Raw genomic sequence first — 24,287 nt, 5'->3', positions numbered from 1 at the left:
TTGTCCCCGGCTGTGCTAGAATGGGATCATGCCGGGCCACACGCTCACCACCGACCAGCTTCGCCTGCCCTTGCAGAGCGACGTGCCGACCGGCGCGGCGACCTTCGTGCGTTCTCCCGCCAACGCCCACGCCGCCTCTGTGCTGGATCGCTGGCCGGATTCAGCGGGGCAGGTCATGGCGATCTGCGGCCCCGAAGGCTGCGGCAAGAGCCATCTGGCCGCCGTCTGGGCCGAAAGGGTCGGCGCCCTGGCCCTCAACGGCTCGGAGGCGTCTCATATCGACCTGCTGTCGCTGGAGGGGCGGCCCGTGCTGCTCGACATCGCCCAGGACGCCGGCGACGAAACCCTGTTCCACCTCATCAACCTGGCCCAGTCGGATGGCGGCGCCCTGTTGCTCGTCTCGCGCCCCTCCCCACGCAAGTGGCAGGTCGCCCTGCCCGATCTGCGCTCCCGCCTCGACGCCATTCGGGTCGTGGCCATCGACGAGCCGGACGACACGATCCTGGCCGCCATCCTGCGGACCCGGTTCGCCGAGCGCAGCATCACCCCCGCCGAGGATGTCATCGACTACCTGATAAGGCGCATAGATCGGTCCGCCGCCGCCGCCGCCGATGTCGTGGCGCGACTGGACGAAACACATCGTCCGGTCACCAAACCCCTTGCCCGTCAGGTTCTCGACGCGGGCGAGACGAGCGACCTGTTCTAGGGCCGTTTCGGCCAGCTTGGCCGGAACCTGTGGCGCGTCCATGCGCTTTGCCAGAAGCCCCTCCCCGGCCCTCCCAGATCTGAAAGATACCCCATGACCGACAACCGCATCGAAGGCGCCGCCACCGGCCTGAACGGAAAGATCAAATCCGCTCTCGGCAACCTGACCGGCGATTCGAAACTGCAGCTCGACGGCAAGTTCGACGAGGTCAAAGGCAAGGCCCTGGACACGTATGGCCGCGCCATCGACAAGCTGGACGAACTGTCCGACCGCGCTCCGGCCGACCTGCGCGAGCAGGTCAAGACGGGCCTGGACTTCGCCCGCCGCAAGCCGCTTCTGACCACGGGCATCCTGGCCGGCCTCGCCCTGCTGATCGCCGGCTCGGGCCGCCGCCGCAGCTAGGCCTAACCCTCTACGACGAAAGGCCCGGGATCGCTCCCGGGCCTTTTTTTGTTTCTCAATCCTCCCCCGACGGGGAAGAGTTTCTAGACCGCCGCGTCTTCCTCGTCGGCGGCTTCCTTGACGGTCTCGCCGCCACCCGCCGCGGTGATGTCGAAGACGATCTTGCCGTCCTTGAGCTCGACCTTGACGTGGCCGCCGCGAGTCAGGCGTCCGAACAGGATGTCGTCGGCCAGCGGCTTCTTGATATGCTCCTGGATGACCCGGCCCAACGGACGCGCGCCATACAGCTCGTCGAAGCCGTTCTTGGCCAGCCAGTCGGCGGCGTCGTCGGTCAGCTCGATGGTGATGTTGCGGTCGGCAAGCTGAGCTTCCAGCTGCAGCACGAACTTGGTCACCACCTGACGGATCGTCTCCGGCGCCAGGGACTTGAACGACACCACGGCGTCGAGGCGGTTGCGGAACTCGGGGGCGAACAGGCGCTGAATCGCCTTTTCGTCCTCGCCCTCGACCTTGCCGCGACCAAAGCCGATGGAGGCGCGCGCGTTATCGGCGGCCCCGGCGTTGGTGGTCATGATCAGAACCACGTTCCTGAAATCGACCTTCTTGCCGATGGCGTCGGTCAGCATCCCGTTGTCCATCACCTGAAGCAGGATGTTGTAAACGTCCGGGTGGGCCTTCTCGATCTCGTCCAGCAGGACCACGGCGTGCGGATGCTGATCGACGGCGTCAGTCAGCAGGCCGCCCTGGTCATGCCCGACATAGCCCGGAGGCGCGCCGATCAGGCGGCTGACCGTGTGCCGCTCCATATATTCCGACATATCGAACCGCAGCATCTCGATGCCGAGGGTGGCGGCAAGTTGCTTGGCCACCTCGGTCTTGCCGACGCCGGTCGGGCCCGCGAACAGGAAGGAGCCGATGGGCTTTTGCGGATCGCGCAGACCGGCGCGAGCCAGCTTCATGGCCGAGGCCACCTGTTCGATCGCTGCGTCCTGACCGAAGACGGCGCGGTTCAGATCGGTCTGCAGCTCGCGCAGACCCTCCACGTCGGACTTGGAGACGGACTTCGGCGGGATGCGGGCCATCTTGGCGATGACGGCCTCGACCTCCTTCTGGCCGATGACCTTCTTGCGCTTGGATTCCGGCAGCAGCATCTGGGATGCACCCGCCTCGTCGATCACGTCGATGGCCTTGTCCGGCAGTTTGCGGTCGGTCATGTAGCGGGCCGACAGCTCGACCGCCGAACGGATGGCGGCCTCTGTGTAGCGCAGCTTGTGGTGACCTTCGTAGGCGGTCTTCAGCCCCCGCAGGATCTTGATCGAATCCTCGACCGTCGGCTCGTTGACGTCGATCTTCTGGAACCGCCGAACGAGGGCGCGGTCCTTCTCGAAATGCTGGCGGTATTCCTTGTAGGTGGTCGAGCCCATGCAGCGCAGGCTGCCCGAAGCCAGGGCCGGCTTCAGCAGGTTGGACGCATCCATCGCCCCGCCACTGGTCGCGCCGGCGCCGATCACCGTGTGGATCTCGTCGATGAACAGGATGGCGTTCTCGTGGTTCTCGAGTTCCTTGACGACCTGCTTCAGCCGCTCCTCGAAGTCGCCACGATAGCGGGTGCCGGCCAGCAGCGCCCCCATGTCGAGGCTGTAGATGGTCGCGCCTTCCAGCACGGCCGGGACCTCGTGGTTGACGATCTTGCGGGCCAGACCTTCGGCGATGGCGGTCTTGCCGACGCCGGGTTCGCCGACCAGAAGCGGGTTGTTCTTGGTCCGGCGGCACAGGATCTGGATCGAGCGGTCCACCTCGGCTTGCCGTCCGATCAGGGGGTCGATCTTGCCCTTGCGCGACTTCTCGTTGAGGTCGACGCAATAGGCTTCCAGCGCCTCTCCGCCCGATTTGACGGCGGCGGCGTCCTCGGCCTCTTCAGGCGACGCCCCCTTGGCGGGACGGGTCTCGCCGGCGCCCGCCTTCTTGGCGATGCCGTGGGCGATGAAGTTGACCGCGTCATAGCGGGTCATGTCCTGCTCCTGCAGGAAGTAGGCGGCGTGGCTTTCGCGCTCCGAGAAGATGGCGACCAGCACGTTTGCGCCCGACACCTCTTCGCGGCCCGACGACTGGACATGGATCACCGCGCGCTGGATCACGCGCTGGAAGCCTGCCGTCGGCTTGGCCTCATCACCGTCACTGGTGGCCAGAGCGGCCAGGTCGGTGTCGACGTAAAGGGTCAGGGCCGTCTTGAGGTTCTTGAGATCGACATTGCAGGCGGTCATGACGCCGGTTGCATCCGGGTCATCGATCAGGGCCAGCAGCAGGTGTTCGAGCGTCGCATACTCGTGGCGGCGTTCGTTGGCGTAGGAGACCGCGCGGTGAAGGGTCTCTTCGAGAGGACGTGAAAACGAGGGCATGGGGAGATCCTCTCAGTCTTTTTCCATAGTGCACTGTAGCGGGTGCTGGTGACGGCGCGCCGTCTCGACCACCTGGGCGACCTTGGTTTCGGCCACTTCGTAGGTGAAGACGCCGCACACCCCGACGCCATGCTGATGCACGTGCAGCATGATGCGGGTGGCCGCCTCGCGGTCCTTCTGGAAGAACCGCTCCAGCACGTAGACGACGAATTCCATCGGCGTGTAGTCGTCGTTCAGGATCAGCACTCGATAAAGCGAGGGCTTCTGAAGCTTGGGCTTCGTTTCGGTGACGGTGGCTGAGCCGAAGCCCTGCCCCTGTCCTTCACCTGGCCGCGTCGTGGGCATTCGGGGTCCGTATTCGGGGGGAGTCGAAACGCTAGATAGGCAGTCTTCGACGGTTTTTAAGATGCGTCCAGTCACGGCTTGCGTGACCGTGCGGAAATAGCCGCCTTTGGGCACTGCTCAGACAGCAAAAAGCCCCCCGGATCACTCCGGAGGGCCTTGAGTACGCTTACTGAGATCAGAGGTCGCTTAGCGTGCGGCCTGGAACTTTTCGACCGAGGTGGTGACGCGCTCGTTGATCGGCTTGAAGCTGTCCTTGACCGAGGCGGTCAGGGTCTCGGTCATCTTGGAGACTTCCGAGACATAAACTTCCATGGCCGACTTGGCGTAGGAGGTCTGCAGTTCCAGCAGTTCCTGGATCGAGCGGGCCTTGGCGATCGTCTGGGCGGCGGCGACGCCGGTTTCCCAGCTGGTCTTGCCGTACGACATGGCCTGGGCCGACAGGGCCTCGGCGCCCTTCTGAGCGGCGGTGGCCGAAGCGGTCAGGGCTTCGAGGTTGGACTTGCTCTCGGCCGACAGTTGGGCCAGCGAGGCGGTGGTCTTTTCCATGCCGTCACGCAGCGCCTGGGCGCCGGCGGCCTGGACTTTTTCGCTCTGGACCTTGGCGGTCGAGGCGGCTTGTTCGACGGTCTTTTTCACGGTTTCGGCGGCGTCGGCCATGGTGAATCTCCTGAACCAAAAAGGGCGCGATCGGATCCGCGCATAATCGTTCCGCTGCCGATGATCGGTGCGTTGAGGCTCATATGGTGCAAGTGCGAACAGAGGTCAAGTTTTTTGTGCAATGCAACATTACGGCGTCGGTCGTCTGACATCTGCGTGACCGATACTCCGTTCAAATCTCCGTTGAGACCTTGTTAACCAGGCCGAAACTCCCGACGCCCATGTTAGGGTCGGACCCGCTATCCTTGCAGGGTGCGGGCTGCGCACGTCGCCAGCTCCGCCCTTACGGCGCCACAGTTACGAGGCTAACCCGTTGCCAATGACCGCTCTTTTCCGCCGCATCACTGCGGGCGTCCTGGCCGTCGTACTGGCCACGACCCTGTCGCTGGCCGTCCCCGCCCCCTCGGTCGAGGCCCAGTCGGGGGACAACGCTCGCTATGCCGCCATCGTCGTCGATGCGACCACGGGCGAGGTTTTGTTCGCCCGACGCGCCGACAGCCAGCGCTATCCCGCGTCCGTCACCAAGATCATGACCCTGTATCTGGTGTTCGAGGCTCTGAGCGAGGGCAAGGTCAGTCTGGACGACGTGGTGACCGTGTCTCCCCTCGCCGCTTCCCAGCCGCCATCCAAGCTCGGGCTTGCCTCCGGCCAGACCATCCGGCTGGACGACGCCATGCGGGCGACTGCTGTACGGTCGGCCAATGACATGGCCATGCTGCTGGCCGAACACGTTGGGGGTTCACAGGCGCGCTTTGCGGCCATGGCCACGCTGAAGGCGCAGCAGTTGGGAATGTCCCAGACTCGCTATTCCAACCCGAACGGTCTGCCTGACAGCCGCCAAGTGACCACCGCCCGCGACCTGGCCATCCTGTCACGCGCCGTCATGCGCGATTACCCCCAGTATTACAGCTATTTCGGCCTGCACGACTGGGCCTACAACGGTCGCGACTACCGCAACACGAACGGCTTGCTGCTGAGCGGCAATGGCTATGACGGCATCAAGACCGGCTTCACCAACGCCTCTGGATACAACCTCGCCGCCTCGGCCGTGCGGGACGGACGCAGGATCATCACCATCGTCATGGGCGGCCGGACGGTGCCCAGCCGCAACGCCCACGTCGCCGAACTGATGAACACCGGCTTTGAGGTCGAGGACCGCCGTGCGCGCGGCGAGCCGATCCAGATCGCCCAGACCTTCTTCGAACAGCGCGGCTTCGGCGTCAGCGGGCCGGATGTCGGTTCCGAAGCGCCCGTCGCCTATGCCTCTGCCGACACCGAAGACGCCATGGGATCGAACGAGGTCGCCTATACGGCGGCCCCGGCCCCGAGGCCCGACCCGAGCCGCGGCGCGACGGTCTATGCCTCCATCCCCAGCCCGCCGACGTTCCGTGACGAGCCCGTCCGCCGCAACGACAGCCGCCCGGCGGCTGTGGCCAACACCCCTGTCCTGACGACATCCAATATGACGGCGTCGCTGAACGGCGGGCCCGCTTCCTCGACCCTGCGTGCGCCCGCTGCAGCGGCGCCGCGAGCCGCGTCCCCTCGCCCCGCAGCACCCCGCCCTGCAGCTCAGCGCTGGGCCGTGCAGGTCGGAGCTTTCCGCGATGAGGCGGTCGCCCGCAACTGGCTGACCGAGGTCAACCGCCGATTCCGCGCCCAGTTCGCCAACGCCGAACGCAACGTCCAGACGGCCGGAGAATGGCATCGCTCGCGGTTCACAGGCCTGACCCAGGCCTCTGCGGAATCAGCGTGCGAGGCCTTGGCCGCTCGCCGCGTCACCTGCATGGTCATCCGCCCGGAATAACGCTCGACGTCAGGGTTTCAGCAGCCGATCTCGCGCAGCATTCACCCGGGCGGCCAGGCCCTCGGTGCCGCCTTGATCGGGATGAGCCCTGGCCATGACGCGACGCCAGGCCGCCTGAATGGCTTGAGGCGACGCATCCTTGTTTATACCCAGAATGGACCGGGCCTCGGCGGCGTCCATGGGCTCTGTCCGAGCCGAAGCGGGCGCGGTGCGGATGCGTGACGACCAGATCAGGTAGGCGCCGGCCCCCACCAGGCCCGCAGATGCGATCCAGGCCCCGTGCGAACCCGCCAGCACGCCGCCCGCCAGCATCACGGCGCCCAACAGGGTCGCGGCGATCCGCCAGTGTCCCCGCCTCGGCTTTTCAGACTGACGACCCAGCCGGACAAGGGTCCAGACGGCGATGCCGGCCAGCGCCAGCCAGATCAGGCCCACCGCGTCACGTCCTCTATGTCAAAGCCGGCGATCAGGCCGCCGCTTCGAGCGCAGGAACCGCAGAGCTTTCCAGCCCCATGGCCTGCATCAGATTGCGCATCTCCTGGCGCGCGGCGACGTGGGCCAACGACACCGAAACGGGACGCACGTCCGCCGAAAGGTCCGCCACGGTCAGTCCGAACGGGAAAAGCTCGCGATAGATGACCCGGTCACGCAGGCCAGGTCCGACGCGGAAGCCGACCCGCTTGGCCAGCTTGGTCATCTTCTCTTCCAGACGGCGGCGGTTGCGCGCCTCGGCGACGGCTAGGCGGTTGGTGACGACCAGCCAGTCGATGGCTGCGTGGCGACCCTGCTTGATCGCCCGGTCCTTGCGGGCTTCCCACACGCTTTCGGAATAGATCGAGGGTTTGATCAGATCCAGGGTCACCGGATCCACCTGACCCAGCAGATCGAAGTCGACAAAGCTGTCGTTCATTGGGGTGACGATTTGATCCGCGCGCGCGTGGGCGGCGCGCGACAGGGCCGTATCGCCGCCTGGGGTGTCGATCAGGATAGCGTCGGCGCCCTGCGCCTCGGCGAAGACGCGTTCGAATGCGGCCAGTTGCTCTTCTTCCGGCGCGCGGGCCAGGGCCTTGCCATCGCCCAGATCGGGCTCGATCGGCATGGGCAGGGAATGGCCGTTGGCGGCCGTCCAGGCCGCGCGGTTGGCGAAGAAGTGCGCCATGGACTGCTGACGCAGATCCAGGTCGATGATCGCCACCTTGTGCCCGGCGTGAAGCAGGCCGGTGACGATATGGATCGCCAGGGTGGACTTGCCCGCCCCGCCCTTTTCATTGCCGACGACGATGACCTGAGGCTGCGCCATTTGGGATTCCGCTGTTTCGAAGACCCGAGCGAATCATCGCAACCGGGCGTTTCCAGTCAGAATCGGGGCCGAGGCCCAGAACGTCAACGAAAGGTTAAACTCCACCTGTGGACGGCCTAGCCTCAGGCTCGTCGCGCGCACCAGGGATCTGTCACCTGGGCCGCCCGACAGATGGCCACGGCGGTGTCGGCGGGGGCCGAGACCTTCAGCCGGGTCAGTGGCCGGCCATTGACCTCGACCACTTCATAGAGTGGCGACAGGCCGGTGAGCGCCGCCTGGGCTGCTCCCCCGCTGACGCGCGCCCAGGCGGATCGTGCGGCCTCCTGCGAAGAATAGGCGCCGAGTTGGATCGTGGTGCGGGCCTGCACCAACCCGGCCTTGGCCGGTTCGCGTGCGATGGCGGGACGGAGTTGTGTCGCCTCGGTCTCGATCCGGGCGACAGCCTGTTGCACCACGGCCTGCGCGACCACAGGCGCCGCAACCTCCGTTTCGCGCCGGATCGCGCGCCTCAGACCGTCGCGGGCGTCCCAAAGGTCGTGCGGGTCCATGACCTCGACCCTCAGGGCGTCATCCGCGGGTTGCTCGCGAGATGTCGCAGGGCGGAGGCCGAGATCCTGAGCGCTTTGACGCTCCGGCGCGGCACGCCGCCCGTCTAGCGGGATGTCGGCGACCTTCTCGGCCATCGACTGGAACCGGTTCGGGCTGTCCATCATCCCGCAGGAAGCGGTCGTGAGACCAGCCGCCGACAGGGCAAGGCAAACCAGGACTGGACGAAGCATTCTGCTGGGCGTCATAAGCCCACTCTTAGGGGCCAGATTTTGAAATCCCCTTCACGAACAGGCTTAAGGCTCAGGGTTAACACATGACTTCGGTCGAAACGGCTTCGGACCTGCCCATCGTCCGCTCGGTCGCCGACCTGCGCGCCGTCGTTCGCGACTGGCGTCGCCAGGGCCTCAGTGTCGGCTTCGTCCCGACCATGGGCGCCCTGCACGAAGGCCATCTGACCCTGGTGCGAGAGGCCGGTTGCCGCGCCGATCGCGTGGTCGCCAGCGTCTTCGTCAACCCGACCCAGTTCGCGCCCCACGAGGACCTGGGCAAATACCCGCGACAGGAAGCACGCGACGCCGAGCTTCTGGCCGGCGCCGGCTGCGCCCTGCTGTTCGCCCCCACCGTCGACGAGATGTACCCCGAGGCCTCCGTCACCACCATCAGCGTGGGGTCAGCCACAGCGGGCGGCCCCGCCCAGGGACTGGAAGGCCAGTTCCGACCGCAGATGTTCGGAGGCGTCGCCCTGGTCGTCGCCAAGCTGCTGAACCAGGTCCAGGCCGACGTGGCCGTATTCGGCGAGAAGGACTATCAACAATTGATGGTCGTTCGCCGCATGGCGCTGGACCTGGACATCCCGACCCAGATCGTCGGCAGCCCGACCGAACGGGACGGCTATGGCCTGGCCCTGTCGTCGCGCAACGCCTACCTGACCGATGCTGAACGTGAGATCGCGCGACGTCTGAACGGCGTACTGGCCGAAGCGGGCGCCGCAGCCTCCAGCAAACGTCCCCTGCCCGCCGTCGAGAAGGACGCCTATTCCGCCCTGTTGAAGGCGGGATTTGAGCGCGTCGACTATGTGGCGATCCGCCGGGCCGACGACCTTGAGCCGTTCGCCAACGGCATCGTCGACGCACCCGCCCGCATCCTGGCCGCCGCATGGCTGGGCAAGACGCGCTTGATCGACAACATGGCTGTGTAAAGCATCCGGATCTCCTCCCTGTCGCGCAGCGATAGGGAGGAGACTGGGAACTAGCCGATCGCGCCCACGCAGCCCTCGGCTTCGCCTGGCGTCAGGTCGGCGTCGGTCAGATACAGCGACCAGCCATGGTGGGTGCTCAGGCCCCAGCGCTTGGCGCCGCCGCCGTCGCCAGCATCCCCGCCCGCCGCGACCACCACGCGGCGGCCGGTTGGCAGGGCCGGCGGGTCGATCTTGCCCACGGCCAGCGCGGTCGGCTGACCGCCGCCCAGGCCGAAACCGTCGAACACCGACAGGGACGCCCATTCGCGACGCAGGCCGATCCACCAGTCGTCGTCCGTGTTGATGGCCAGGACGGCGACGCCATGCCCCTCGGCGGCGAAGGCCAGAGCCTTCTGCGGGTCGCGGACCAGCTTGATGTCGGCGGCCATGCCGAAACGCTGGCGGGCGCCGTCGAAGGCGCGGGTCGGATCGGTCGGCGCCCAAACCTGGACCTGAAGCTGGCCCTGGCGCGCCAGGCCCCAGCCGACGATCTCGCGCCACAGGCCGGCGACGGCCTCTGCGTTCTGAGGTTCAGCCTGACCGGTCATGCGACCCAGGACGGTCTGTTCGCGGTCGGGACGCAGCTTGGTGTGCGGGCCGGCCGGGGCGTCCTTCGCCTTGCCGACCATGGCGGCGACGGCCAGACGGCGCTCGAACAGCTCCAGAAGCTGATCGTCGATCGAGTTGATCTCTTCACGCAGCGCGGCCAGGGCCATCTGCTCGGGCGACATCTCGGCAGGGTTCATTTCAGACCAGACGGCTGCGGATTCGGAATTCGGATTCAGAGTGGAGACGGACATTTAAAAGGAGCTTTCGATACGGAATTTCGATGAAGGGTGCGTGGACGCGCCGCCGCTCTGGTCCAGAGCGGTCGCCGGCGAGGCTGTCAGGAGCGAGGTGCGCTCGAGGCCTCAGCCGGCGTATCGAAAGCCGTAAAAGGAGCCGCTAAAATAATAGCCGGCAACCGCGCGCGAACGGGTCGTAAGGGTCAGAACGGAAGCGCGCAGCGGGGACATGGGTTGGTCCATCTCGCGGACAGAAATGTCCGCTTGAGATGCCTTGAACACGCAATCACCTTGCGCCGTCAACCCGCGTTAGGCCTTGAGCAGGACAAATCGTGTTCGATTGTCCGGAGAATCCTGCAGATCGTGGCGCAAAATCGACAGCCCATAGACTTCAGCCGCCGCCATGGGGGCCAAGGCCGCCCGAGCCATATCTCCCGCAGCAGCCACGTCGCGGGCCGCGCCGGCGGTATCGAACGCCACGACGATGTCGACCTTCATGGTCGACAGGGTCCGACGGCACTGGTCCAGGGCGATTGGGTGGCTCTCGATCGTTCGGATGGCCTCGAGCCGTGCGCCCTCGATCGCCATCAGCGCGTGACGGATCGGCCGCCAGACATCGGCCAGCACCTCAAACCCCGAATCCCGCACGAGAGTCGCCGCCGGTTCGACGGCGCCGATGGTCGAGTTCTCGATAGGGATCAGCGCCATGTCACAGTCGCCCGAACGCACCGCATCCAGCGCCTCGGCGAAGGTCTCGAAGGGGACCGACACATCCCACGGCCTCAGGGCCACACAGGCCTCATGGCTGAATGCCCCTGGCGCGCCTTGGAAGGCGACCCGACCGGGTGCGTCGTCGTTCTCGGGGCGGCCGATGGTGTCCATGCGCCTCCTTAGCCAGTCAGGACGCCATTTCGCAAACCGGATCGCGCGGCTAGGCTTGCTGATGCAGCACAAGGCAAGGCGCCAATGACATCCATGCCCATGAAGTCACGTCGCTCCGTTCTTCTAGGCCTGACGAGCGTCGCAGGCCTGGGCGGCTGCACGACGACGAGCGAGTCCCGCCGTCCGTTGGCCACCGCGCCCGCCTTCCTGCCGCGAAGGCTGGCCCCTATCCTGACGGCGCCGGAGCGTATCGTCCGCATCACCGTCTGCACCCGCCCTTTCCGCGCGGCGGGCCCCAGGCTGGACATCGAACGGGTCGGCGATGCGACCGTGATTCACAACTATGGTCACGGCGGCAGCGGCTGGTCCCTGTCGTGGGGATCGAGCGGGCTCGCCGCACGCAAGGCCATGGCCGTGGCGGGTGAGACAGGCGGGCCGCCGACCATTGCGGTCATCGGCTGCGGCGCGCTGGGCCTGACATCAGCCTTGCAACTCCAGCGGCTGGGTGCGCGGGTGGTGATCTACGCCAAGGAGCGCACGCCCTTCACCCGCTCCATGCGCGCGACCGGAACCTGGACCCCGGACAGCCGCGTCGCCGACGCCGACAAGGTTGACGCCGACTTCCCGGATCTGTGGGAGCGGATGGCGCGAGAGAGCTTCGCCGCGCACCAGACCTATCTGGGGACCGAGGGCGATCCTGTCGTCTTCCATGACCGCTACATCCTGGCCAGCGCCACACCTGCCTCCAGCGCGCCGCCAAAGCCGGGCATCAAGACTGGCCCACCAGACATCCACTTCGCCAGCTACGGCGATCGCTTGCGCGACATCGTCCCACGCAGCATCCCCATTCCAGTCGAGACGACACCCTTCCCGGTCGCTTCGGCGCGCTTCGGAACAGGGCTTCAGTTCAACGTGACCGAGTTGGCCCACCGGCTGATGACCGAATTCCTGATGCAGGGCGGACGGATCGAAACGCGAGAGTTCCACGCCCCAATGGAGATCGCGGCCCTGCCGGAAAAGGTGGCCATCAACTGCACAGGCTACGGCGCAAAAGCTCTGTGGAACGACCAGACCATCACGCCGGTCCGAGGGCAGATCACCTGGCTCGCACCCCAGCCAGAGGTGGATTACGCCGTCTTCTATGCAGGAGTGGCCGTGGTCTCTCGGCCTGACGGCATCGTCATCCAGAACACCCAGGGCGGCGACATGGTCGGCTATGGGATCGAGGACGAGACGCCAGACAGGGCGGAGGCGGAGGCGACGATCGCACGCGTCGCCCCGCTGTTTCCCCCGATCAGGCGGCCTTCGACGCCTTGATCCGACCCGCCTTCAGCCGCTCGGCGACCAGGAAGGCCAACTCCAGCGCCTGATCCGCATTCAGGCGCGGGTCGCAGTGGGTGTGATAGCGGCTCGACAGGTCGTCCTCGGTCACCGCCGTCGCGCCGCCGATGCACTCGGTTACGTTCTGGCCGGTCATTTCCAGGTGGACGCCGCCGGGGTGGACCCCTTCGGATTCCGCCACGTCGATGAAGCTGCGGACCTCGCTCATGATCCGGTCGAAGGGCCGGGTCTTGTAGCCATTCTCGGCCTTCAGGATGTTGCCGTGCATCGGGTCGATCGACCAGACGACGCGCTTGCCGTGATCCTTGGCCGCCTTCATCAGGGCCGGCAGGCGCTTGCCGACCTTGTCGTGGCCGAAGCGGCCGATCAGGGTCAGGCGACCGGGCGTGTTGTCCGGGTTCAGGGCGTCGATCAGCCGCAGCAGGTCGTCCGGCTCCATGGTCGGGCCGCACTTCACGCCGATGGGGTTCTTGATCCCGCGCATGAACTCGATGTGGGCGCCGTCCAGCTGGCGGGTGCGCTCGCCGATCCACAGCATGTGGGCCGAGGTGTCGAACCATTCGCCCGAACCGCCGTCCAGACGCGTCAGGGCGCTCTCGACGTTCAGCAGCAGGGCCTCGTGCGAGGTGAAGACCTCCACGCGGCTCAGGTCCGGATGGGTCTCGGGGGTGACGCCGACCGCTTCCATGAAGGCCAGGGCCTCCGTGATCTTCTCGGCCAGTTCGCGGTACTGGGCGCCCGCAGCATTGTCGGCGAAGCCCAGGGTCCAGCGGTGTATGTTGTACAGGTCGGCATAGCCGCCGCTGGCGAAGGCGCGCAGCAGGTTCAGCGTCGAGGCCGACTGGTTGTAGGCCTTGATCAGCCGCTGGGGATCGGGGATCCGCTCCTCGGCCGTGAAGCCCGCGCCGTTGATGTTGTCGCCGCGATAGGAGGGCAGCTCGACGCCGCCGATTTCCTCGACGGGCGACGAACGCGGCTTGGCGAACTGGCCGGCGATACGGCCCACCTTCACCACGGGCTTGCGGCCCGCAAACGTCAGGACCACCGCCATCTGCAGGATCAGGCGGAAGGTGTCGCGGATGTTGTCGGTCGAGAACTCCTTGAAGCTCTCGGCGCAGTCGCCGCCCTGCAGCAGGAAGGCGTCGCCCGCCTCGACCTGGGCCAGCTTGGCCGTCAGCGTCCGCGCCTCGCCCGCGAACACCAGCGGCGGCATGGCGCGCAGCTCGTCTTCTACGGCGCTCAGGGCGCGTGCGTCAGGATAGTCCGTCGGCATGTGCACGACGGGCTTGTTTCTCCAGGATTCGGGGGTCCAGCGCTTGGTCATGCCGCGCTCCTTACTCTCAAGGCGTCTTTTGAACAATAAAACAGCAGCCAGAAGACTTCGTCTGCCCCGGCAGCTTAACTGTCAGCCCGTGCTCATGTTCGCAGGCGTCTGTTTCTCTTTCAACGTGACCAGTTCCTCGGCCATGGTCGGGTGGACCGCGCAGGTGGCGTCCCACTGGGCCTTGGTCAGGCCGGCCTTCACGGCGATGGCGGCCAGCTGGATCATCTCGGGCGCTTCTGGTCCGACGATATGGACCCCGACGACCTTCTGGCTTTCCGCGTCGACCACCAGCTTCATCAGCACGCGCTCGTCCGAGCCCGTGAAGGCGTATTTCATCGGCCGGAAGCGGGTCACATAGACATCGACCTCGCCCGGGCAGGAATGCCGCGCCTCGCTCTCCGACAGACCAACCACGCCGACGGGCGGCTGGCTAAACACCGCAGTGGCCACGGCCTCGTAGTCGAAATGCTGCGGATTGTTCCTGTAGACCGTTTCGTGGAAGGCCACCGCCTCGCGGATGGCGACCGGCGTCAGGTTCATCCGGTCGGTCACGTCGCCGATGGCCCAGATGTTGTCGGCCGACGTCTTGGACAGTTCATCGACCACGATGGCGCCCTTGTCGCTGAGATCGACGCCTGCCGTCTCCAGCCCCAGATCCTTGACGTAGGGAATGCGGCCCGTGGCGAACATGACCACGTCGGTTTCCAGCTTCATGCCGTTTTCCAGGTGGTTGACGATGCCGGTCGCGGTCTTCTCCAGTTTCTCGTGCTGGCAGCCCAGGATGACCTTGATGCCGCGCTTCTCGATCTCTCCGGCCAGATGCGCGCGCACGTCGTCGTCGAACCCGCGCAGGATGTTAGGCCCGCGATAGATCAGGGTCGTCTCGACCCCCAGGCCGGCGAAGATGCCTGCGAACTCCACGGCGATATAGCCGCCGCCCGCGATGAGGATGCGCTTGGGCAGTTCGGGCAGGTGGAAGGCCTCTTCCGAGCTGATGGCGTGCTCGATGCCCGGCAGCGCCTCGGGCATCCAGGGACGACCACCGGTGGCGATCAGGATCTTCTCGGCGGTGAAGCCGCCGCCGTCCGAGCCGTCGCGCTTGGTGATCTTGACCGTATGGGGATCGGTCAGCACCGCCCGGCCATTGATCAGATCGACCCCGGCCTTGCCCAGGTTGGCGGCGTAGATCCCCGACAGACGGGCGATCTCGACATCCTTGGCCTCGAGAAATTTGGGCCAGTCGAAGCTGGCCTCGACGTTCCAGCCATAGCCTTGCGCCGTCTCGAACTGGTGGGCGAAGTCGGACGCCATCACCATGAATTTCTTGGGCACGCAGCCCCGGATGACGCAGGTCCCGCCGACGCGGAACTCTTCGGCGATGGCCACGCGCTTGCCGCCCAATCCCGCCAGTCGCGCCGCCCGCACCCCACCCGAACCAGCGCCGATGACAAAGAGGTCGTAGTCGTAGGTGGACATGCTGGCTCCGGCTATTTGACCGCTCCAAGAACGGTCCAAGCATTTTGAACTCGCACAGCGGCCGTAAACTGCAGCCGATTTAGGCATAGCCATGAACAGGAACAAGGCGCTGTGACGCAAGCAGGCTGGAGTACGGGACTAAAAAGTGCGCGTCAGTCCGAACTCGACCCTTTGTCGAGAATAGTCGCCTATGACCACGTTCGACGTTGATCGCAGGAGGACCGCCTGAACGTAGGGAAAGGCATTCCGCACCGCCCAGTCGCGTTTCGACACCCTGACATTGAGGCCGATCTCCTGATCCTGTCGGCGCACGCCGAACGCCACTGACCTTCGATCAAACTCGCGCCACCGACTGTAAGGTTCGACATAGGCCAAGGTGGCGAATGGAGCCGTGAACAGCCTGCCCACAGACAGCTGAACGATCTGGTATTCGGCTTCTCGGCCCGTGAGATCATAGGTATCCACCGTCGCGCTTGCGCGCCAGAAGGCGCTGGGCCCTAGAAAGCGGGTTCGATTAACCTGCCCCCCATAGCTCCAGCCGCCCCACTCACTGGCGCGAACGTTGTCGATGCGGTCAAGGCGGCCAGCGACATTCCAGAGTGTTTTCTGATCGACATAGGCTTCGCCCTGGACCCGAACACCCGTCCAAGTCTCGAGCGGTTCGCCCCCGAAGGTAATATCTCGATAGGTCGCCGACACGCTGGCCCGGGCGTGTTGCGCAAGCTTGAATTCGGGGCCGGCGAACACCCCTATCTGTCTTTGATCAAAGGCCCCACCTGAGGCGTCCAGAACGGCCACTGACCCACCAGCCAACAGAGAAAGGCGGTCCGAAATAGGCCAGCGGCGCTCCAATCCACCGTTGAACGACGCCGAAACCCCGGAACGTCGCCGCGCGTCATCCGAAAGAACGAACGGCAGACCATACAGGTCGATGGCGCCAGCGCTGGTCGCGTTGTTGACATTGCTGTCCGGAGCGACGCCGAACGACGCGGTGATACGTGTCCGACGGCGACTTTCCAGCGCGCCGAGGCGGTCTTGAACGTGCTGACGCCGTAGCGAGTCGAGATTACCCGCCAGCGTGAGGCGGTACGCCAGGGTTGCGGATACGTCCCGTCGCGCAGCGAAATGGATCTCGCCCAGCTGATATCGGGCTAAAGCGTCGGAACCGTCGCTTGCCAGATGACCCTCCAGCAAGACGATAGCCTCATCAGCTCGAGCCAGCTGTACCAAGAGCTCAGCCCGGAGCCGCAAGCCATCTGGGGTTTGCGCGAGATCCGGATGTTCCTCCAGCAACCTTAGCGCATTCGCAAAGTCTCCGCTGGTCAAAGCGACCAGCAAGGCATTTCCAAGCGCCCGATCATCCCGCGAAACGGAACCGGCTGACTGATCCTGAACGATTACGTAAGGCGCGGGGGCGCTTTCAGCACATGCGCCGCAGAACAGAATGTCAATCACCTGTCCTGAGACCACCCACGCCGACCAGGCTGGCGCCGCTAGCATCCTGAAGGGTAAATCCCAGCGACGCTTCTGGCGGTGGCCCGGACAGGCCATGGAACACGCCCTCCACGGCTCCCGTCATCGACGATCCCTTGGCGGTCCCCGTGAAGCCGACGCCAGCGATGGTCGCGTCGAAGTCGAAATCCAACACCTGCGGCGCCGTTACTGCTGCACCAGCAGCGTCAATCAGCTTGAAGTTTGAGGTCGATCCCGTGACTTCGCCAGTGCCGAAATTGGCGGTGAGCGTCACATCGCTGGCGGTTGAATAGACGGTCCCGGCCGCATTTGTATAATCACCGCGAGTACCGCCTTCATACTTCGCAGAGCCGGTCGTCGGCATGACTTCCAATGGCGCCCTTTCACCCAGGGCGAAGAAGCCCACTGCCCCACCTCCCGGAGCCGGATCAAGGCGTCCGAGTTGCACGTAGTCCAGGCCCCCCTTCAGGACGTTAGTGATGTCGAACAGCGTCATGGAACTGCCGTCACCGGGGCCGTATCCGCTGGAAAACATATTCTTTTCGACATTCTTCGCGGTGCGGACGGGGCCCAACCCGTCATCGCCGCTTTCGAAATCCGTATACATTTTCCTCAGGACTGCAGCGCCGGCATAGGATGACCAGGTGTAAAAATCGGCGCTATCCGGAGTTGTCCCTACGCGCTCGACCGTAAGGCTCTCGAACCGGCTTATGTTCACAGCAACGCCAGCCGAAGTTCCGCCCATCCCCGGGGCCACGTAACTCGTCTTCCCGGCCTGACACGACAAGGCCGACGGCGTTGTAGCACAATCCGATTGATAGGGCGGCGGAGGAGGCGGAGGAGGCGGAGGCGGAGGCGGAGGAGGCGGAGGCGGAGGCGGAGGAGGCGGAGGAGGCGGAGGAGGCACGACTACGCCACCATTCCCAGGCGTACCGCCACCACCACCACCGCACGCTGCAGCCATCAACGCGAGCGCGATCGCCACACAGATATTTCTAGAAACTCGGACCATGAACATACTCCCCTGAGTTGTGGATAGCGGAGTCTCTGAATCCAAACAACCAGTCGCGGCTACGGCCGGAGATTAACGGCTGAACGAGCGGGATCATGGGCTTCGGCCGCTTCGCACGTCACAAATCAGTTCGCCTTTGCCCGCTCTCTGCCACGGCAAATGGCGACTAGCCCGCAGGGGCTTGCCTAGCCGCACCGAACCCGCTTCATGCCAAACCACCCGACCGCGATACACTTGAACTCAGGACCACACCCATGATCACCCGCATCGACCCCGGCGCCCGCATGAGCGAGGCGGTCATCCATGGCGACACCATCTATCTGGCCGGACAGGTCGGCAATGCGGGCGAGGATATCGCCAGCCAGACGCGCACGGCCCTGGCCGAGATCGACGAACTGCTGGCCAAGGCCGGCTCGGACAAGTCGAAGATCCTGATGGCCACGATCTGGCTGGCCGACATCGCCGACTTCGCAGGCATGAACAGCGTCTGGGACCAGTGGGTCGATCAGGCCAATCCCCCTGCCCGCGCGACCGGCGAAAGCCGGCTGGCCGATCCCGGCTGGAAGGTCGAGATCATCGTGGTCGCAGCCAAGGGCTGACGACCCATCGGCGTCACGGTAACAGCAGTTCGACCCCGCTGTCCGTGCCGATGATCGCCTCGTCGGCGAGGTCGAGGAACAGGCCGTGCTCGACCACGCCCGTGATCAGCTTCAGATCGTCGGCCAGCCGCACTACGTCGTGGATCGCATCGCACCGGGCGTCATAGATGACGTTGCCGCCATCGGTGCGGACCACGCCCCGGTCGGCCTGGCGCAGGCGGGCCGGCATCTGGATGTCGTGATCCAGCAGGACGTCGGCGATGCGGTTGGCCGTGGTCTTGTGGCCAAAGGCGACGACCTCGATGGGCAGGGGGAACTGGCCCAGCACCTTCACCACCTTGGCCGCGTCGGCGATGACGAGGCAGCGCTCGGACGCCTCCCAGACCAGCTTCTCGCGCAACAGAGCCGCGCCGCCGCCCTTGATCAGGGCCAGCCCCGGACCGACCTCGTCGGCGCCGTCCACGGTCAGGTCGATGCGCGGCGTGTCGTCCAGCGTCGACAGGGTCAGGCCCAGCTCACGCGCCAGATCGGCCGTCGCCTCGGACGTCGGCACGCAGCGCAGACCATCCAGCCCGCGCGCCGCCAGCGCCTTGACGAACCAGGCGGCGGTCGAGCCGGTGCCCAGGCCGACGACCATCCCGGCCTCTACGCGCAGGGCTGCGGCCTCGCCGGCGATTTTCTTCTGTTGGTCGCTCATTTTGCTTTCGCCGCCTTCTTTGCGCGCATGGTGTCCATGAAGCGGGCCGCCCAGCCCGTCTTCGTCGTCTGTTGTCCGCGCCCCAGGGCCAGGTCGCCGGCCGCCACGTCGCGGGTGATGACCGAGCCCGAGCCGACGATCGCGCCCGCCCCGATAGTCACCGGCGCCACCAGGGCGCTGTTGGAGCCGACGAAGGCCCCCTCGCCCACTGTGGTCCGGTATTTGAAGAAGCCGTCGTAGTTGCAGAAGATGGTGCCCGCGCCGATGTTAGCGCCCGCACCGACCGAGCCGTCGCCCAGATAGGCCAGGTGATTGGCCTTGGCGCCCTTGCCCATCGCGACATTCTTGACCTCGACGAAGTTGCCGACCTTGGCGCCCTCGCCCAGGGCGGCGCCGGGACGCAGTCGGGCATAGGGGCCGACCTCGGCGGCCGTGGCTACCGTCGCCCCCTCGATATGGGAGAAGCTGCGGATGCGCGCGCCCTCGGCGATTCGCGCGCCCGGACCGAACACCACGAAGGGCTCGACGGTGGTCCCTGCGCCGATTTCCGTGTCCCAGGCGAAATGCACCGTCTCGGGCGCGGCCATGGTGACCCCGGCGGCCAGGAAGGTCTCGCGCTGCACCTTCTGGAACAGGGCCTCAGCCTGGGCCAGTTCGTCCTGGGCGTTCACGCCCATGACGGAGTCTTCAGACGCCATCACCGCCCGCGTCGGGGCGCCGCGCTTCCTGGCCAGTTCGACCACGTCGGTCAGATAATATTCGCCCTTGGCGTTGGCGTTGGTGACCTCTGCCAGCAGCGAGAACAGCAGGCCCGCTGGCGCCGCCATGACGCCGGAGTTGCAGGCGGTGATCGCCAGAACTTCGGCGGAGGCCTCCTTGGCCTCGGTGATGGCGGAGAGCGTGTCGCCCTCCATGACCAGCCGACCATAGGCGCCGGGCTCGCGCGCCTCGAAGCCGATGACGGCGACGCCGTCGGAGACCGCGAAGACGGGCTCGATGTCGGCCGCCTTCAACAGGGGCACGTCGCCATAGGTGACGACCACCTGGCCGTCGAAATCGCCCAGCAGACCCTCGGCGGCGCGCACGGCGTGGCCGGTGCCCAGCGGCGGATCCTGAACCGCGATGGCGGCCTCGCCCAGCCGCTTGGCGACATGGGCGCGGAGCTGGGGAGAATGGGCGCCGACCACCACGACGATCCGCTCGCAGCCCAGGGCCTGGGCTGCGTCGATGGCGTGATCCAGCATGGCCCGCCCGCCGACCGGGTGCAGCACCTTGGGCAGGGGCGACTTCATCCGCGTGCCCTGTCCCGCAGCCAGGATAATGGCGGCCCGCTTCTGAGACGTCGGAGAATGGGTGGTCATGAATCGGTCCGGGGGCTAGTCGTCTCTGCGCGGTCTAGCCCATCGGGGCGGCCCTTGGGAGATGCCAATGAACGCCGTCCTCGATCTGCCCGACCGTGACCTCGAAGGCTGGACCATCGCCTTCGACCTGGACGGCACCCTGGTCGAGACCCATCAGGACCTGGTCGGCACGCTGAACCGCCTGCTGGTCCGCCACGGCCACCCGCCTGTGCCCATGGAAGGCGCGGCGGAATTGATCGGCAGTGGCGCGCGCGCCCTGCTGGAACACGGCTTCGTCGCGGCGGGCGCGTCCTGGGAAGAGGCCGGCCAGGATCAGTTGTTCGACGACTTCATCGCCGACTATGTCGACCACATCGCCGACCACTCGGTCCCGTTCGAGGGGGTGGTCGAGACGCTGGAACGGCTGAGCGAACGCGGCGCCCTGCTGGTCGTCGCCACCAACAAGCGCACCGACCTGTCGGAACTGTTGCTGACCAAGCTGGACCTGGCCCGCCATTTCGCCGCCATCGTCGGCCCGGACAAGGTCAGCGCGCGCAAACCCTCGGGCGCCCATCTGATCGAGGCGGTGACCATGGCCGGCGGCGATCCTTCCATGGCCATCATGGTCGGGGACGCGGCGCCGGATACGGGCGCGGCCCGCGACGCCGGCATGGCCTGTATCGTCGTCACCTTCGGCTATACCCAGGTCCCGCCCGAGGAGCTGGGCGGCGACGTCCTGATCGACGCCTTCGAGGACGTCGAGGAAGCGGTCGATGGGCTGCTGACGGACCTGTATGTGGCGAGGGCGCTGGCGGGGCTTTGACCTCACCGGAAGGAGGGCTCGGCCCACTCTTTCCTTCGTCATTCCGGGCGAAGCGCAGCGACGACCCGGAACAAGGCGGCGCGCGAGAGCGCGAACCTGTTGCGCATACGTTGTTCCCTCATCTCGCCTGAACAGGTCGCCTTCGGCGCCGCCAAGTTGCCCGATCAAGTCGGGCAATGACGAAAGCATAGGGCGGTCGGAGGCTCGCGCCGCACGCTCGTAAAGGCTCGCCCTACCCCGCCTTGGCCTTATCGAACGCGGCCCTGGCCTGCTCGATGCGGTCGAGGCTGGCCTCGGCCCAGGTCCAGACGCCGCAGAAGGCTTCGGCCAGGCTGAAGCCCAGGTCGGTCAGGCGGTATTCGACCTTGGGCGGGATGACCGGGTGGACAGTGCGGATGACAAGGCCGTCGCGCTCCATCTGACGCAGGGTCTGGGTCAGCATCTTCTGGCTGACGCCTCCCGACAGCTGACCAATGCGGGTGAAGCGCAGCTCGCCGTTCTCGGCCAGGACATCCAGCACGATCATGGTCCATTTGTCGGCGACCCGCCCGATGACCTCGTTGACCAGGGCCTCCACGCGCGGATCGACCGGAGGATATTCGGGGGCCTTGTGAGCCGTGGATGCCGTCATCGCCATTTCTTTCGTCTGAGTAAGTACCCTACGTTCTGGTGCCTACTTTCCGATCGTAAGTGTCAGGTATAGCTCTGTGGCCATCGGAAACAAGCGCGATGGAGACCACGCCATGGACACCACCAAAGACACCATCCTGATCACCGGCGGCGGATCCGGCATCGGCCGGGCATTCGCCGAGGCCCTGCACGCCAAGGGCGCCAAGGTCATCATCGCCGGTCGCCGCGAGGCCGCCCTGGCTGAGGTGACCGCCGCCAATCCCGGCATGGCCTACGCCGTCCTGAACGTCGCCGACGCCGCCGACATCAAGGCCTTCGCCACCCGCATCGTCGCCAAACACCCGGCCCTGAACGTGGTCGTCAACAACGCCGGCATCATGAAGGTCGAGGATCTGTCGGGCGGCGCGTTCGATCTGGATCTGGTGGACGACACCATCGCCACCAACCTGTTGGGCACGATCCGGCTGACGGCGGCCCTGCTGCCGCATCTGCTGGCCCAGCCGTCGGCGACCGTGGTCACCGTGTCGTCCGGCCTGGCCTTCGTGCCCATGGCCGCGACCCCGACCTACAACGCCACCAAGGCCGCCATCCATTCGTGGAGCCAGTCCCTGCGCCATCAGCTCAAGGATAGTTCGGTCAAGGTCGTCGAATGGGCGCCGCCCGCCGTCGCCACCGACCTGATGCCCGGTCATGCGCAGAACCCCAACTCCATGCCCCTGGCCGACTTCACGTCCGAAAGCCTGGCCCTGTTCGAGGCCGGCCATGACGAGGTGCTGGTCGAACGCGTCAAGTTCCTGTCGGGCGCCGAGCGTCGCGGCGAATACGATCAGGTGTTCGGGATGCTGAACGGCGCGCACTAGGCCCTGCACGTCCCCCGCCATCGCCCGGCCGAGCTCGGCGATGGCGGGAGGACGACTTTTTCTGAACGTGCGACGCAGATTACTACGTCTGCCCGCAGGTTGCGGTTGGATGTCGCAGGCAACACATTCGCGCACACTCTCGCGAAAGCCGCCCGAAAGCCCCGCCCATGATCGCCCGTTTCTTCGCCATCCCCCTGTGGCAGCGCACCGCCGCCGGCTTCGTGCTGGGGATCGTCGCCGGGCTGGTCCTGCGCGAACAGGCCGAGGTCTGGCTGCAGCCGATCGGCGACGTCTATCTGAACCTGATCCGCATGGTGGTCGCGCCCCTGGTGCTGTTCACCATCGCCAGTTCCATCGCCAAGCTGGGCGAAGGGGTCGGCGCGGTGCGGCTGGCGTTCCGCACCCTGGTCTGGTTCGCCTTCACCTCCCTGCTGGCCGTGCTGGTCGGGTTCGCCTTCGGCCACCTGATCAATCCGGGCGTTGGCCTGGCCAACCTGCCGCTGGGCGAGGTCAAGGACCGGGTCATCCCCTCGCCGCTCGACGTTCTGATCGGCATCGTCCCGACCAACCCCTTCGCCGCCCTGGCCGAGGGCAAGGTGTTGCAGATCATCGTCTTCTCGGCCCTGGTCGGCGCCGCCCTGGTGGCCCTGGGCGACCGGGCCCAGACGGCGCGGCGGCTGGTGGACGAAGGCGCCGCCATCGTCTTTCGCATCACGCGCTGGGTCATCCAGCTGACGCCGTTCGGGGTGTTCGGCCTGATCGGCGCGGTCGTCGGCGGCTATGGCTGGGAGGCGCTGCTGCCGCTGGGCAAGTTCATCTTCGCCATCTACGCCGCCTGCCTGTTCCATATCCTGGTGATCTATTCGGGCCTGCTGAAGCTGCACGGCCTCAAGGTCACCAGCTTCTTCCGCGGCGCCTTTGCGGCGCAGCAGACGGCCTTCGCCACATCGTCGTCGCTGGGCACCCTGCCCATCACCCTGCGCCAGACGGTCGAGCGCCTGGGCGTGCCCCAGGCCTATGCCGCCTTCGCCGTGCCCCTGGGCGCCAATGTGAAGATGGACGGTTGCGGCGCCATCTATCCGGCCATCGCCTCGATCTTCATCGCCCAGTATTTCCAGATCGACCTCTCGCCGACCCAGTATGTGCTGATCGGCCTGACCGCCGTCCTGGGCTCGCTGGGCACCGCCGGAGTGCCGGGCACATCCATCGTCATGCTGACCCTGACCCTGTCCACGGCGGGCCTGCCGCTGGAGGGGATCGGCTATATCGTCGCCATCGACCGGATCATCGACATGATGCGCACCGCCACCAACGTCACCGGCCAGATGCTGGTGCCTGTGCTGGTCGCGCGAGAGGAAGGCACGTTGAACACCGACATCTATGACGGTCGCGTCGCCTGGCTGCCGGGCGACCCCGATGCGGAAACGCCCGAGGCGACGCAAGCGGCAGGAATCTGACGTCTAACGAGGCTTGCCACCGGCAAGAGCGCGGGCTATGTCCCCGCCTCCTCGTCGGACCTCGGTTTCGACGAGCTTGAAATGACGGATGCTTAGCTCAGCGGGAGAGCACCTCGTTCACACCGAGGGGGTCGCAGGTTCAATCCCTGCAGCATCCACCATTCCTTCCCCAAAACGTCGATGCCCGGT

The 24,287-nt window shown here is 66.0% G+C and carries 24 protein-coding genes and 1 tRNA gene; 10 read left to right on the top strand and 15 right to left on the bottom strand.

Going from position 1 to position 24,287, the window contains the following annotated elements; all coding sequences use genetic code 11:
• The first annotated feature begins 28 nt into the window (after positions 1 to 28).
• Both ACO05L_RS08080 and ACO05L_RS08075 read left to right on the top strand, forming a co-directional pair.
• Positions 29 to 706, top strand: a complete 678-nt coding sequence (locus ACO05L_RS08080; RefSeq protein ID WP_421728669.1) for a chromosomal replication initiator DnaA — start codon at positions 29 to 31, stop codon at positions 704 to 706.
• A 93-nt stretch (positions 707 to 799) separates the two neighbouring features.
• Positions 800 to 1,108 (top strand): CsbD family protein, encoded by a 309-nt coding sequence (locus ACO05L_RS08075; RefSeq protein WP_421728668.1) that lies wholly within the window; start codon positions 800 to 802, stop codon positions 1,106 to 1,108.
• A gap of 83 nt (positions 1,109 to 1,191) precedes the next feature.
• On the opposite strand, the gene clpA is transcribed toward ACO05L_RS08075, so the two are convergent.
• The 3 genes from clpA to ACO05L_RS08060 form a co-directional block, all read right to left on the bottom strand.
• Complete coding sequence (gene clpA, locus ACO05L_RS08070; RefSeq protein ID WP_421728667.1) at positions 1,192 to 3,507, bottom strand: ATP-dependent Clp protease ATP-binding subunit ClpA; 2,316 nt, start codon at positions 3,505 to 3,507, stop codon at positions 1,192 to 1,194.
• 12 nt (positions 3,508 to 3,519) lie between these two features.
• A complete protein-coding gene (gene clpS, locus ACO05L_RS08065) occupies positions 3,520 to 3,852 on the bottom strand; it encodes an ATP-dependent Clp protease adapter ClpS (RefSeq protein ID WP_421728666.1) in 333 nt (110 codons plus the stop codon).
• Positions 3,853 to 4,038: 186 nt separating this feature from the next.
• Positions 4,039 to 4,509 carry a phasin family protein gene (locus ACO05L_RS08060; RefSeq protein ID WP_421728665.1) on the bottom strand — a complete coding sequence of 157 codons (471 nt, stop codon included), beginning with the start codon at positions 4,507 to 4,509 and terminating at the stop codon, positions 4,039 to 4,041.
• Positions 4,510 to 4,828: 319 nt separating this feature from the next.
• On the opposite strand from ACO05L_RS08060, the gene ACO05L_RS08055 reads away from it, so the two are divergent.
• Entirely contained in the window at positions 4,829 to 6,313 is a 1,485-nt protein-coding gene (locus ACO05L_RS08055; RefSeq protein ID WP_421728664.1) for a serine hydrolase, read from the top strand.
• 9 nt (positions 6,314 to 6,322) lie between these two features.
• Here ACO05L_RS08055 and ACO05L_RS08050 read toward each other — a convergent pair whose 3' ends face one another.
• The 3 genes from ACO05L_RS08050 to ACO05L_RS08040 all read right to left on the bottom strand — a co-directional run bounded on the left by ACO05L_RS08050 (position 6,323) and on the right by ACO05L_RS08040 (position 8,161).
• On the bottom strand, positions 6,323 to 6,748 hold the full coding sequence (locus ACO05L_RS08050) for a molecular chaperone DnaJ (protein ID WP_421728663.1): 426 nt from the start codon (positions 6,746 to 6,748) through the stop codon (positions 6,323 to 6,325).
• Positions 6,749 to 6,779: 31 nt separating this feature from the next.
• Positions 6,780 to 7,613, bottom strand: a complete 834-nt coding sequence (locus ACO05L_RS08045) for a division plane positioning ATPase MipZ (protein ID WP_421728662.1) — start codon at positions 7,611 to 7,613, stop codon at positions 6,780 to 6,782.
• 122 nt (positions 7,614 to 7,735) lie between these two features.
• Positions 7,736 to 8,161 (bottom strand): hypothetical protein, encoded by a 426-nt coding sequence (locus ACO05L_RS08040; protein ID WP_421728661.1) that lies wholly within the window; start codon positions 8,159 to 8,161, stop codon positions 7,736 to 7,738.
• A gap of 314 nt (positions 8,162 to 8,475) precedes the next feature.
• On the opposite strand from ACO05L_RS08040, the gene panC reads away from it, so the two are divergent.
• Complete coding sequence (gene panC / locus ACO05L_RS08035; RefSeq protein WP_421728660.1) at positions 8,476 to 9,360, top strand: pantoate--beta-alanine ligase; 885 nt, start codon at positions 8,476 to 8,478, stop codon at positions 9,358 to 9,360.
• A gap of 50 nt (positions 9,361 to 9,410) precedes the next feature.
• Here the strand turns inward: panC and ACO05L_RS08030 are convergent, their stop codons facing one another.
• Together ACO05L_RS08030 and ACO05L_RS08025 are read right to left on the bottom strand one after the other, a co-directional pair.
• Positions 9,411 to 10,199, bottom strand: coding sequence for a chorismate mutase (locus ACO05L_RS08030; protein ID WP_421728659.1), 789 nt, complete (start codon positions 10,197 to 10,199; stop codon positions 9,411 to 9,413).
• Positions 10,200 to 10,493: 294 nt separating this feature from the next.
• A complete protein-coding gene (locus ACO05L_RS08025; protein WP_421728658.1) occupies positions 10,494 to 11,066 on the bottom strand; it encodes a prephenate dehydratase domain-containing protein in 573 nt (190 codons plus the stop codon).
• A gap of 99 nt (positions 11,067 to 11,165) precedes the next feature.
• Here ACO05L_RS08025 and ACO05L_RS08020 point away from each other — a divergent pair, with 99 nt between their 5' ends.
• Entirely contained in the window at positions 11,166 to 12,383 is a 1,218-nt protein-coding gene (locus ACO05L_RS08020) for an FAD-dependent oxidoreductase (RefSeq protein WP_421728657.1), read from the top strand.
• On the opposite strand, the gene ACO05L_RS08015 is transcribed toward ACO05L_RS08020, so the two are convergent.
• From ACO05L_RS08015 to ACO05L_RS08000, 4 genes are all read right to left on the bottom strand, one after another.
• Positions 12,361 to 13,731: a class II 3-deoxy-7-phosphoheptulonate synthase gene (locus ACO05L_RS08015; RefSeq protein WP_421728656.1), complete on the bottom strand. Its 1,371-nt coding sequence runs from the start codon at positions 13,729 to 13,731 to the stop codon at positions 12,361 to 12,363. The genes ACO05L_RS08020 and ACO05L_RS08015 overlap by 23 nt on opposite strands.
• Positions 13,732 to 13,812: 81 nt before the next feature.
• Entirely contained in the window at positions 13,813 to 15,207 is a 1,395-nt protein-coding gene (gene gor, locus ACO05L_RS08010) for a glutathione-disulfide reductase (RefSeq protein ID WP_421728655.1), read from the bottom strand.
• A gap of 138 nt (positions 15,208 to 15,345) precedes the next feature.
• Positions 15,346 to 16,662, bottom strand: coding sequence for a surface lipoprotein assembly modifier (locus tag ACO05L_RS08005; RefSeq protein ID WP_421728654.1), 1,317 nt, complete (start codon positions 16,660 to 16,662; stop codon positions 15,346 to 15,348).
• Positions 16,655 to 17,287: a transferrin-binding protein-like solute binding protein gene (locus ACO05L_RS08000; RefSeq protein WP_421728653.1), complete on the bottom strand. Its 633-nt coding sequence runs from the start codon at positions 17,285 to 17,287 to the stop codon at positions 16,655 to 16,657. The genes ACO05L_RS08005 and ACO05L_RS08000 overlap by 8 nt, the downstream gene beginning before the upstream one ends.
• Before the next feature lie 659 nt (positions 17,288 to 17,946).
• Between ACO05L_RS08000 and ACO05L_RS07995 the strand changes: the two genes are divergently transcribed.
• Positions 17,947 to 18,291, top strand: a complete 345-nt coding sequence (locus ACO05L_RS07995) for a RidA family protein (RefSeq protein ID WP_421728652.1) — start codon at positions 17,947 to 17,949, stop codon at positions 18,289 to 18,291.
• Positions 18,292 to 18,304: 13 nt separating this feature from the next.
• Here ACO05L_RS07995 and rpiA read toward each other — a convergent pair whose 3' ends face one another.
• Both rpiA and glmU read right to left on the bottom strand, forming a co-directional pair.
• Positions 18,305 to 18,988, bottom strand: coding sequence for a ribose-5-phosphate isomerase RpiA (gene rpiA, locus ACO05L_RS07990; protein ID WP_421728651.1), 684 nt, complete (start codon positions 18,986 to 18,988; stop codon positions 18,305 to 18,307).
• The gene (glmU, locus tag ACO05L_RS07985) at positions 18,985 to 20,349 is read right to left on the bottom strand and encodes a bifunctional UDP-N-acetylglucosamine diphosphorylase/glucosamine-1-phosphate N-acetyltransferase GlmU (protein ID WP_421728650.1); all 1,365 of its coding nucleotides are present in this window, start codon (positions 20,347 to 20,349) and stop codon (positions 18,985 to 18,987) included. The genes rpiA and glmU overlap by 4 nt, the downstream gene beginning before the upstream one ends.
• A gap of 67 nt (positions 20,350 to 20,416) precedes the next feature.
• On the opposite strand from glmU, the gene ACO05L_RS07980 reads away from it, so the two are divergent.
• Positions 20,417 to 21,151, top strand: coding sequence for an HAD hydrolase-like protein (locus ACO05L_RS07980; protein ID WP_421728649.1), 735 nt, complete (start codon positions 20,417 to 20,419; stop codon positions 21,149 to 21,151).
• A 232-nt stretch (positions 21,152 to 21,383) separates the two neighbouring features.
• On the opposite strand, the gene ACO05L_RS07975 is transcribed toward ACO05L_RS07980, so the two are convergent.
• Complete coding sequence (locus tag ACO05L_RS07975; RefSeq protein ID WP_421728648.1) at positions 21,384 to 21,782, bottom strand: winged helix-turn-helix transcriptional regulator; 399 nt, start codon at positions 21,780 to 21,782, stop codon at positions 21,384 to 21,386.
• A gap of 112 nt (positions 21,783 to 21,894) precedes the next feature.
• Between ACO05L_RS07975 and ACO05L_RS07970 the strand changes: the two genes are divergently transcribed.
• From ACO05L_RS07970 to ACO05L_RS07960, 3 genes are all read left to right on the top strand, one after another.
• Positions 21,895 to 22,641 carry an SDR family oxidoreductase gene (locus ACO05L_RS07970; RefSeq protein ID WP_421728647.1) on the top strand — a complete coding sequence of 249 codons (747 nt, stop codon included), beginning with the start codon at positions 21,895 to 21,897 and terminating at the stop codon, positions 22,639 to 22,641.
• Between the two features lie 167 nt (positions 22,642 to 22,808).
• The gene (locus tag ACO05L_RS07965) at positions 22,809 to 24,098 is read left to right on the top strand and encodes a dicarboxylate/amino acid:cation symporter (RefSeq protein ID WP_421728646.1); all 1,290 of its coding nucleotides are present in this window, start codon (positions 22,809 to 22,811) and stop codon (positions 24,096 to 24,098) included.
• Positions 24,099 to 24,184: 86 nt separating this feature from the next.
• Positions 24,185 to 24,259: transfer RNA gene (locus ACO05L_RS07960), tRNA-Val, on the top strand.
• Positions 24,260 to 24,287: the final 28 nt, after the last annotated feature.

It is taken from the genome of Brevundimonas sp. (assembly GCF_965227765.1).
Taxonomy (GTDB): domain Bacteria; phylum Pseudomonadota; class Alphaproteobacteria; order Caulobacterales; family Caulobacteraceae; genus Brevundimonas.
This window is presented reverse-complemented; position numbering and strand designations above follow the sequence as displayed.

Excerpts from the sequence above, each read along its gene's own strand:
- ACO05L_RS08080 (WP_421728669.1), top strand. The coding sequence starts at position 29 with ATGCCGGGCCACACGCTCACCACCGACCAGCTTCGCCTGCCCTTGCAG.
- ACO05L_RS08075 (WP_421728668.1), top strand. The coding sequence starts at position 800 with ATGACCGACAACCGCATCGAAGGCGCCGCCACCGGCCTGAACGGAAAG.
- clpA (WP_421728667.1), bottom strand. The coding sequence starts at position 3,507 with ATGCCCTCGTTTTCACGTCCTCTCGAAGAGACCCTTCACCGCGCGGTC.
- clpS (WP_421728666.1), bottom strand. The coding sequence starts at position 3,852 with ATGCCCACGACGCGGCCAGGTGAAGGACAGGGGCAGGGCTTCGGCTCA.
- ACO05L_RS08060 (WP_421728665.1), bottom strand. The coding sequence starts at position 4,509 with ATGGCCGACGCCGCCGAAACCGTGAAAAAGACCGTCGAACAAGCCGCC.
- ACO05L_RS08055 (WP_421728664.1), top strand. The coding sequence starts at position 4,829 with ATGACCGCTCTTTTCCGCCGCATCACTGCGGGCGTCCTGGCCGTCGTA.
- ACO05L_RS08045 (WP_421728662.1), bottom strand. The coding sequence starts at position 7,613 with ATGGCGCAGCCTCAGGTCATCGTCGTCGGCAATGAAAAGGGCGGGGCG.
- ACO05L_RS08040 (WP_421728661.1), bottom strand. The coding sequence starts at position 8,161 with ATGGACCCGCACGACCTTTGGGACGCCCGCGACGGTCTGAGGCGCGCG.
- panC (WP_421728660.1), top strand. The coding sequence starts at position 8,476 with ATGACTTCGGTCGAAACGGCTTCGGACCTGCCCATCGTCCGCTCGGTC.
- ACO05L_RS08030 (WP_421728659.1), bottom strand. The coding sequence starts at position 10,199 with ATGTCCGTCTCCACTCTGAATCCGAATTCCGAATCCGCAGCCGTCTGG.
- ACO05L_RS08025 (WP_421728658.1), bottom strand. The coding sequence starts at position 11,066 with ATGGACACCATCGGCCGCCCCGAGAACGACGACGCACCCGGTCGGGTC.
- ACO05L_RS08020 (WP_421728657.1), top strand. The coding sequence starts at position 11,166 with ATGAAGTCACGTCGCTCCGTTCTTCTAGGCCTGACGAGCGTCGCAGGC.
- ACO05L_RS08015 (WP_421728656.1), bottom strand. The coding sequence starts at position 13,731 with ATGACCAAGCGCTGGACCCCCGAATCCTGGAGAAACAAGCCCGTCGTG.
- gor (WP_421728655.1), bottom strand. The coding sequence starts at position 15,207 with ATGTCCACCTACGACTACGACCTCTTTGTCATCGGCGCTGGTTCGGGT.
- ACO05L_RS08000 (WP_421728653.1), bottom strand. The coding sequence starts at position 17,287 with ATGTATACGGATTTCGAAAGCGGCGATGACGGGTTGGGCCCCGTCCGC.
- ACO05L_RS07995 (WP_421728652.1), top strand. The coding sequence starts at position 17,947 with ATGATCACCCGCATCGACCCCGGCGCCCGCATGAGCGAGGCGGTCATC.
- rpiA (WP_421728651.1), bottom strand. The coding sequence starts at position 18,988 with ATGAGCGACCAACAGAAGAAAATCGCCGGCGAGGCCGCAGCCCTGCGC.
- glmU (WP_421728650.1), bottom strand. The coding sequence starts at position 20,349 with ATGACCACCCATTCTCCGACGTCTCAGAAGCGGGCCGCCATTATCCTG.
- ACO05L_RS07980 (WP_421728649.1), top strand. The coding sequence starts at position 20,417 with ATGAACGCCGTCCTCGATCTGCCCGACCGTGACCTCGAAGGCTGGACC.
- ACO05L_RS07975 (WP_421728648.1), bottom strand. The coding sequence starts at position 21,782 with ATGACGGCATCCACGGCTCACAAGGCCCCCGAATATCCTCCGGTCGAT.
- ACO05L_RS07970 (WP_421728647.1), top strand. The coding sequence starts at position 21,895 with ATGGACACCACCAAAGACACCATCCTGATCACCGGCGGCGGATCCGGC.
- ACO05L_RS07965 (WP_421728646.1), top strand. The coding sequence starts at position 22,809 with ATGATCGCCCGTTTCTTCGCCATCCCCCTGTGGCAGCGCACCGCCGCC.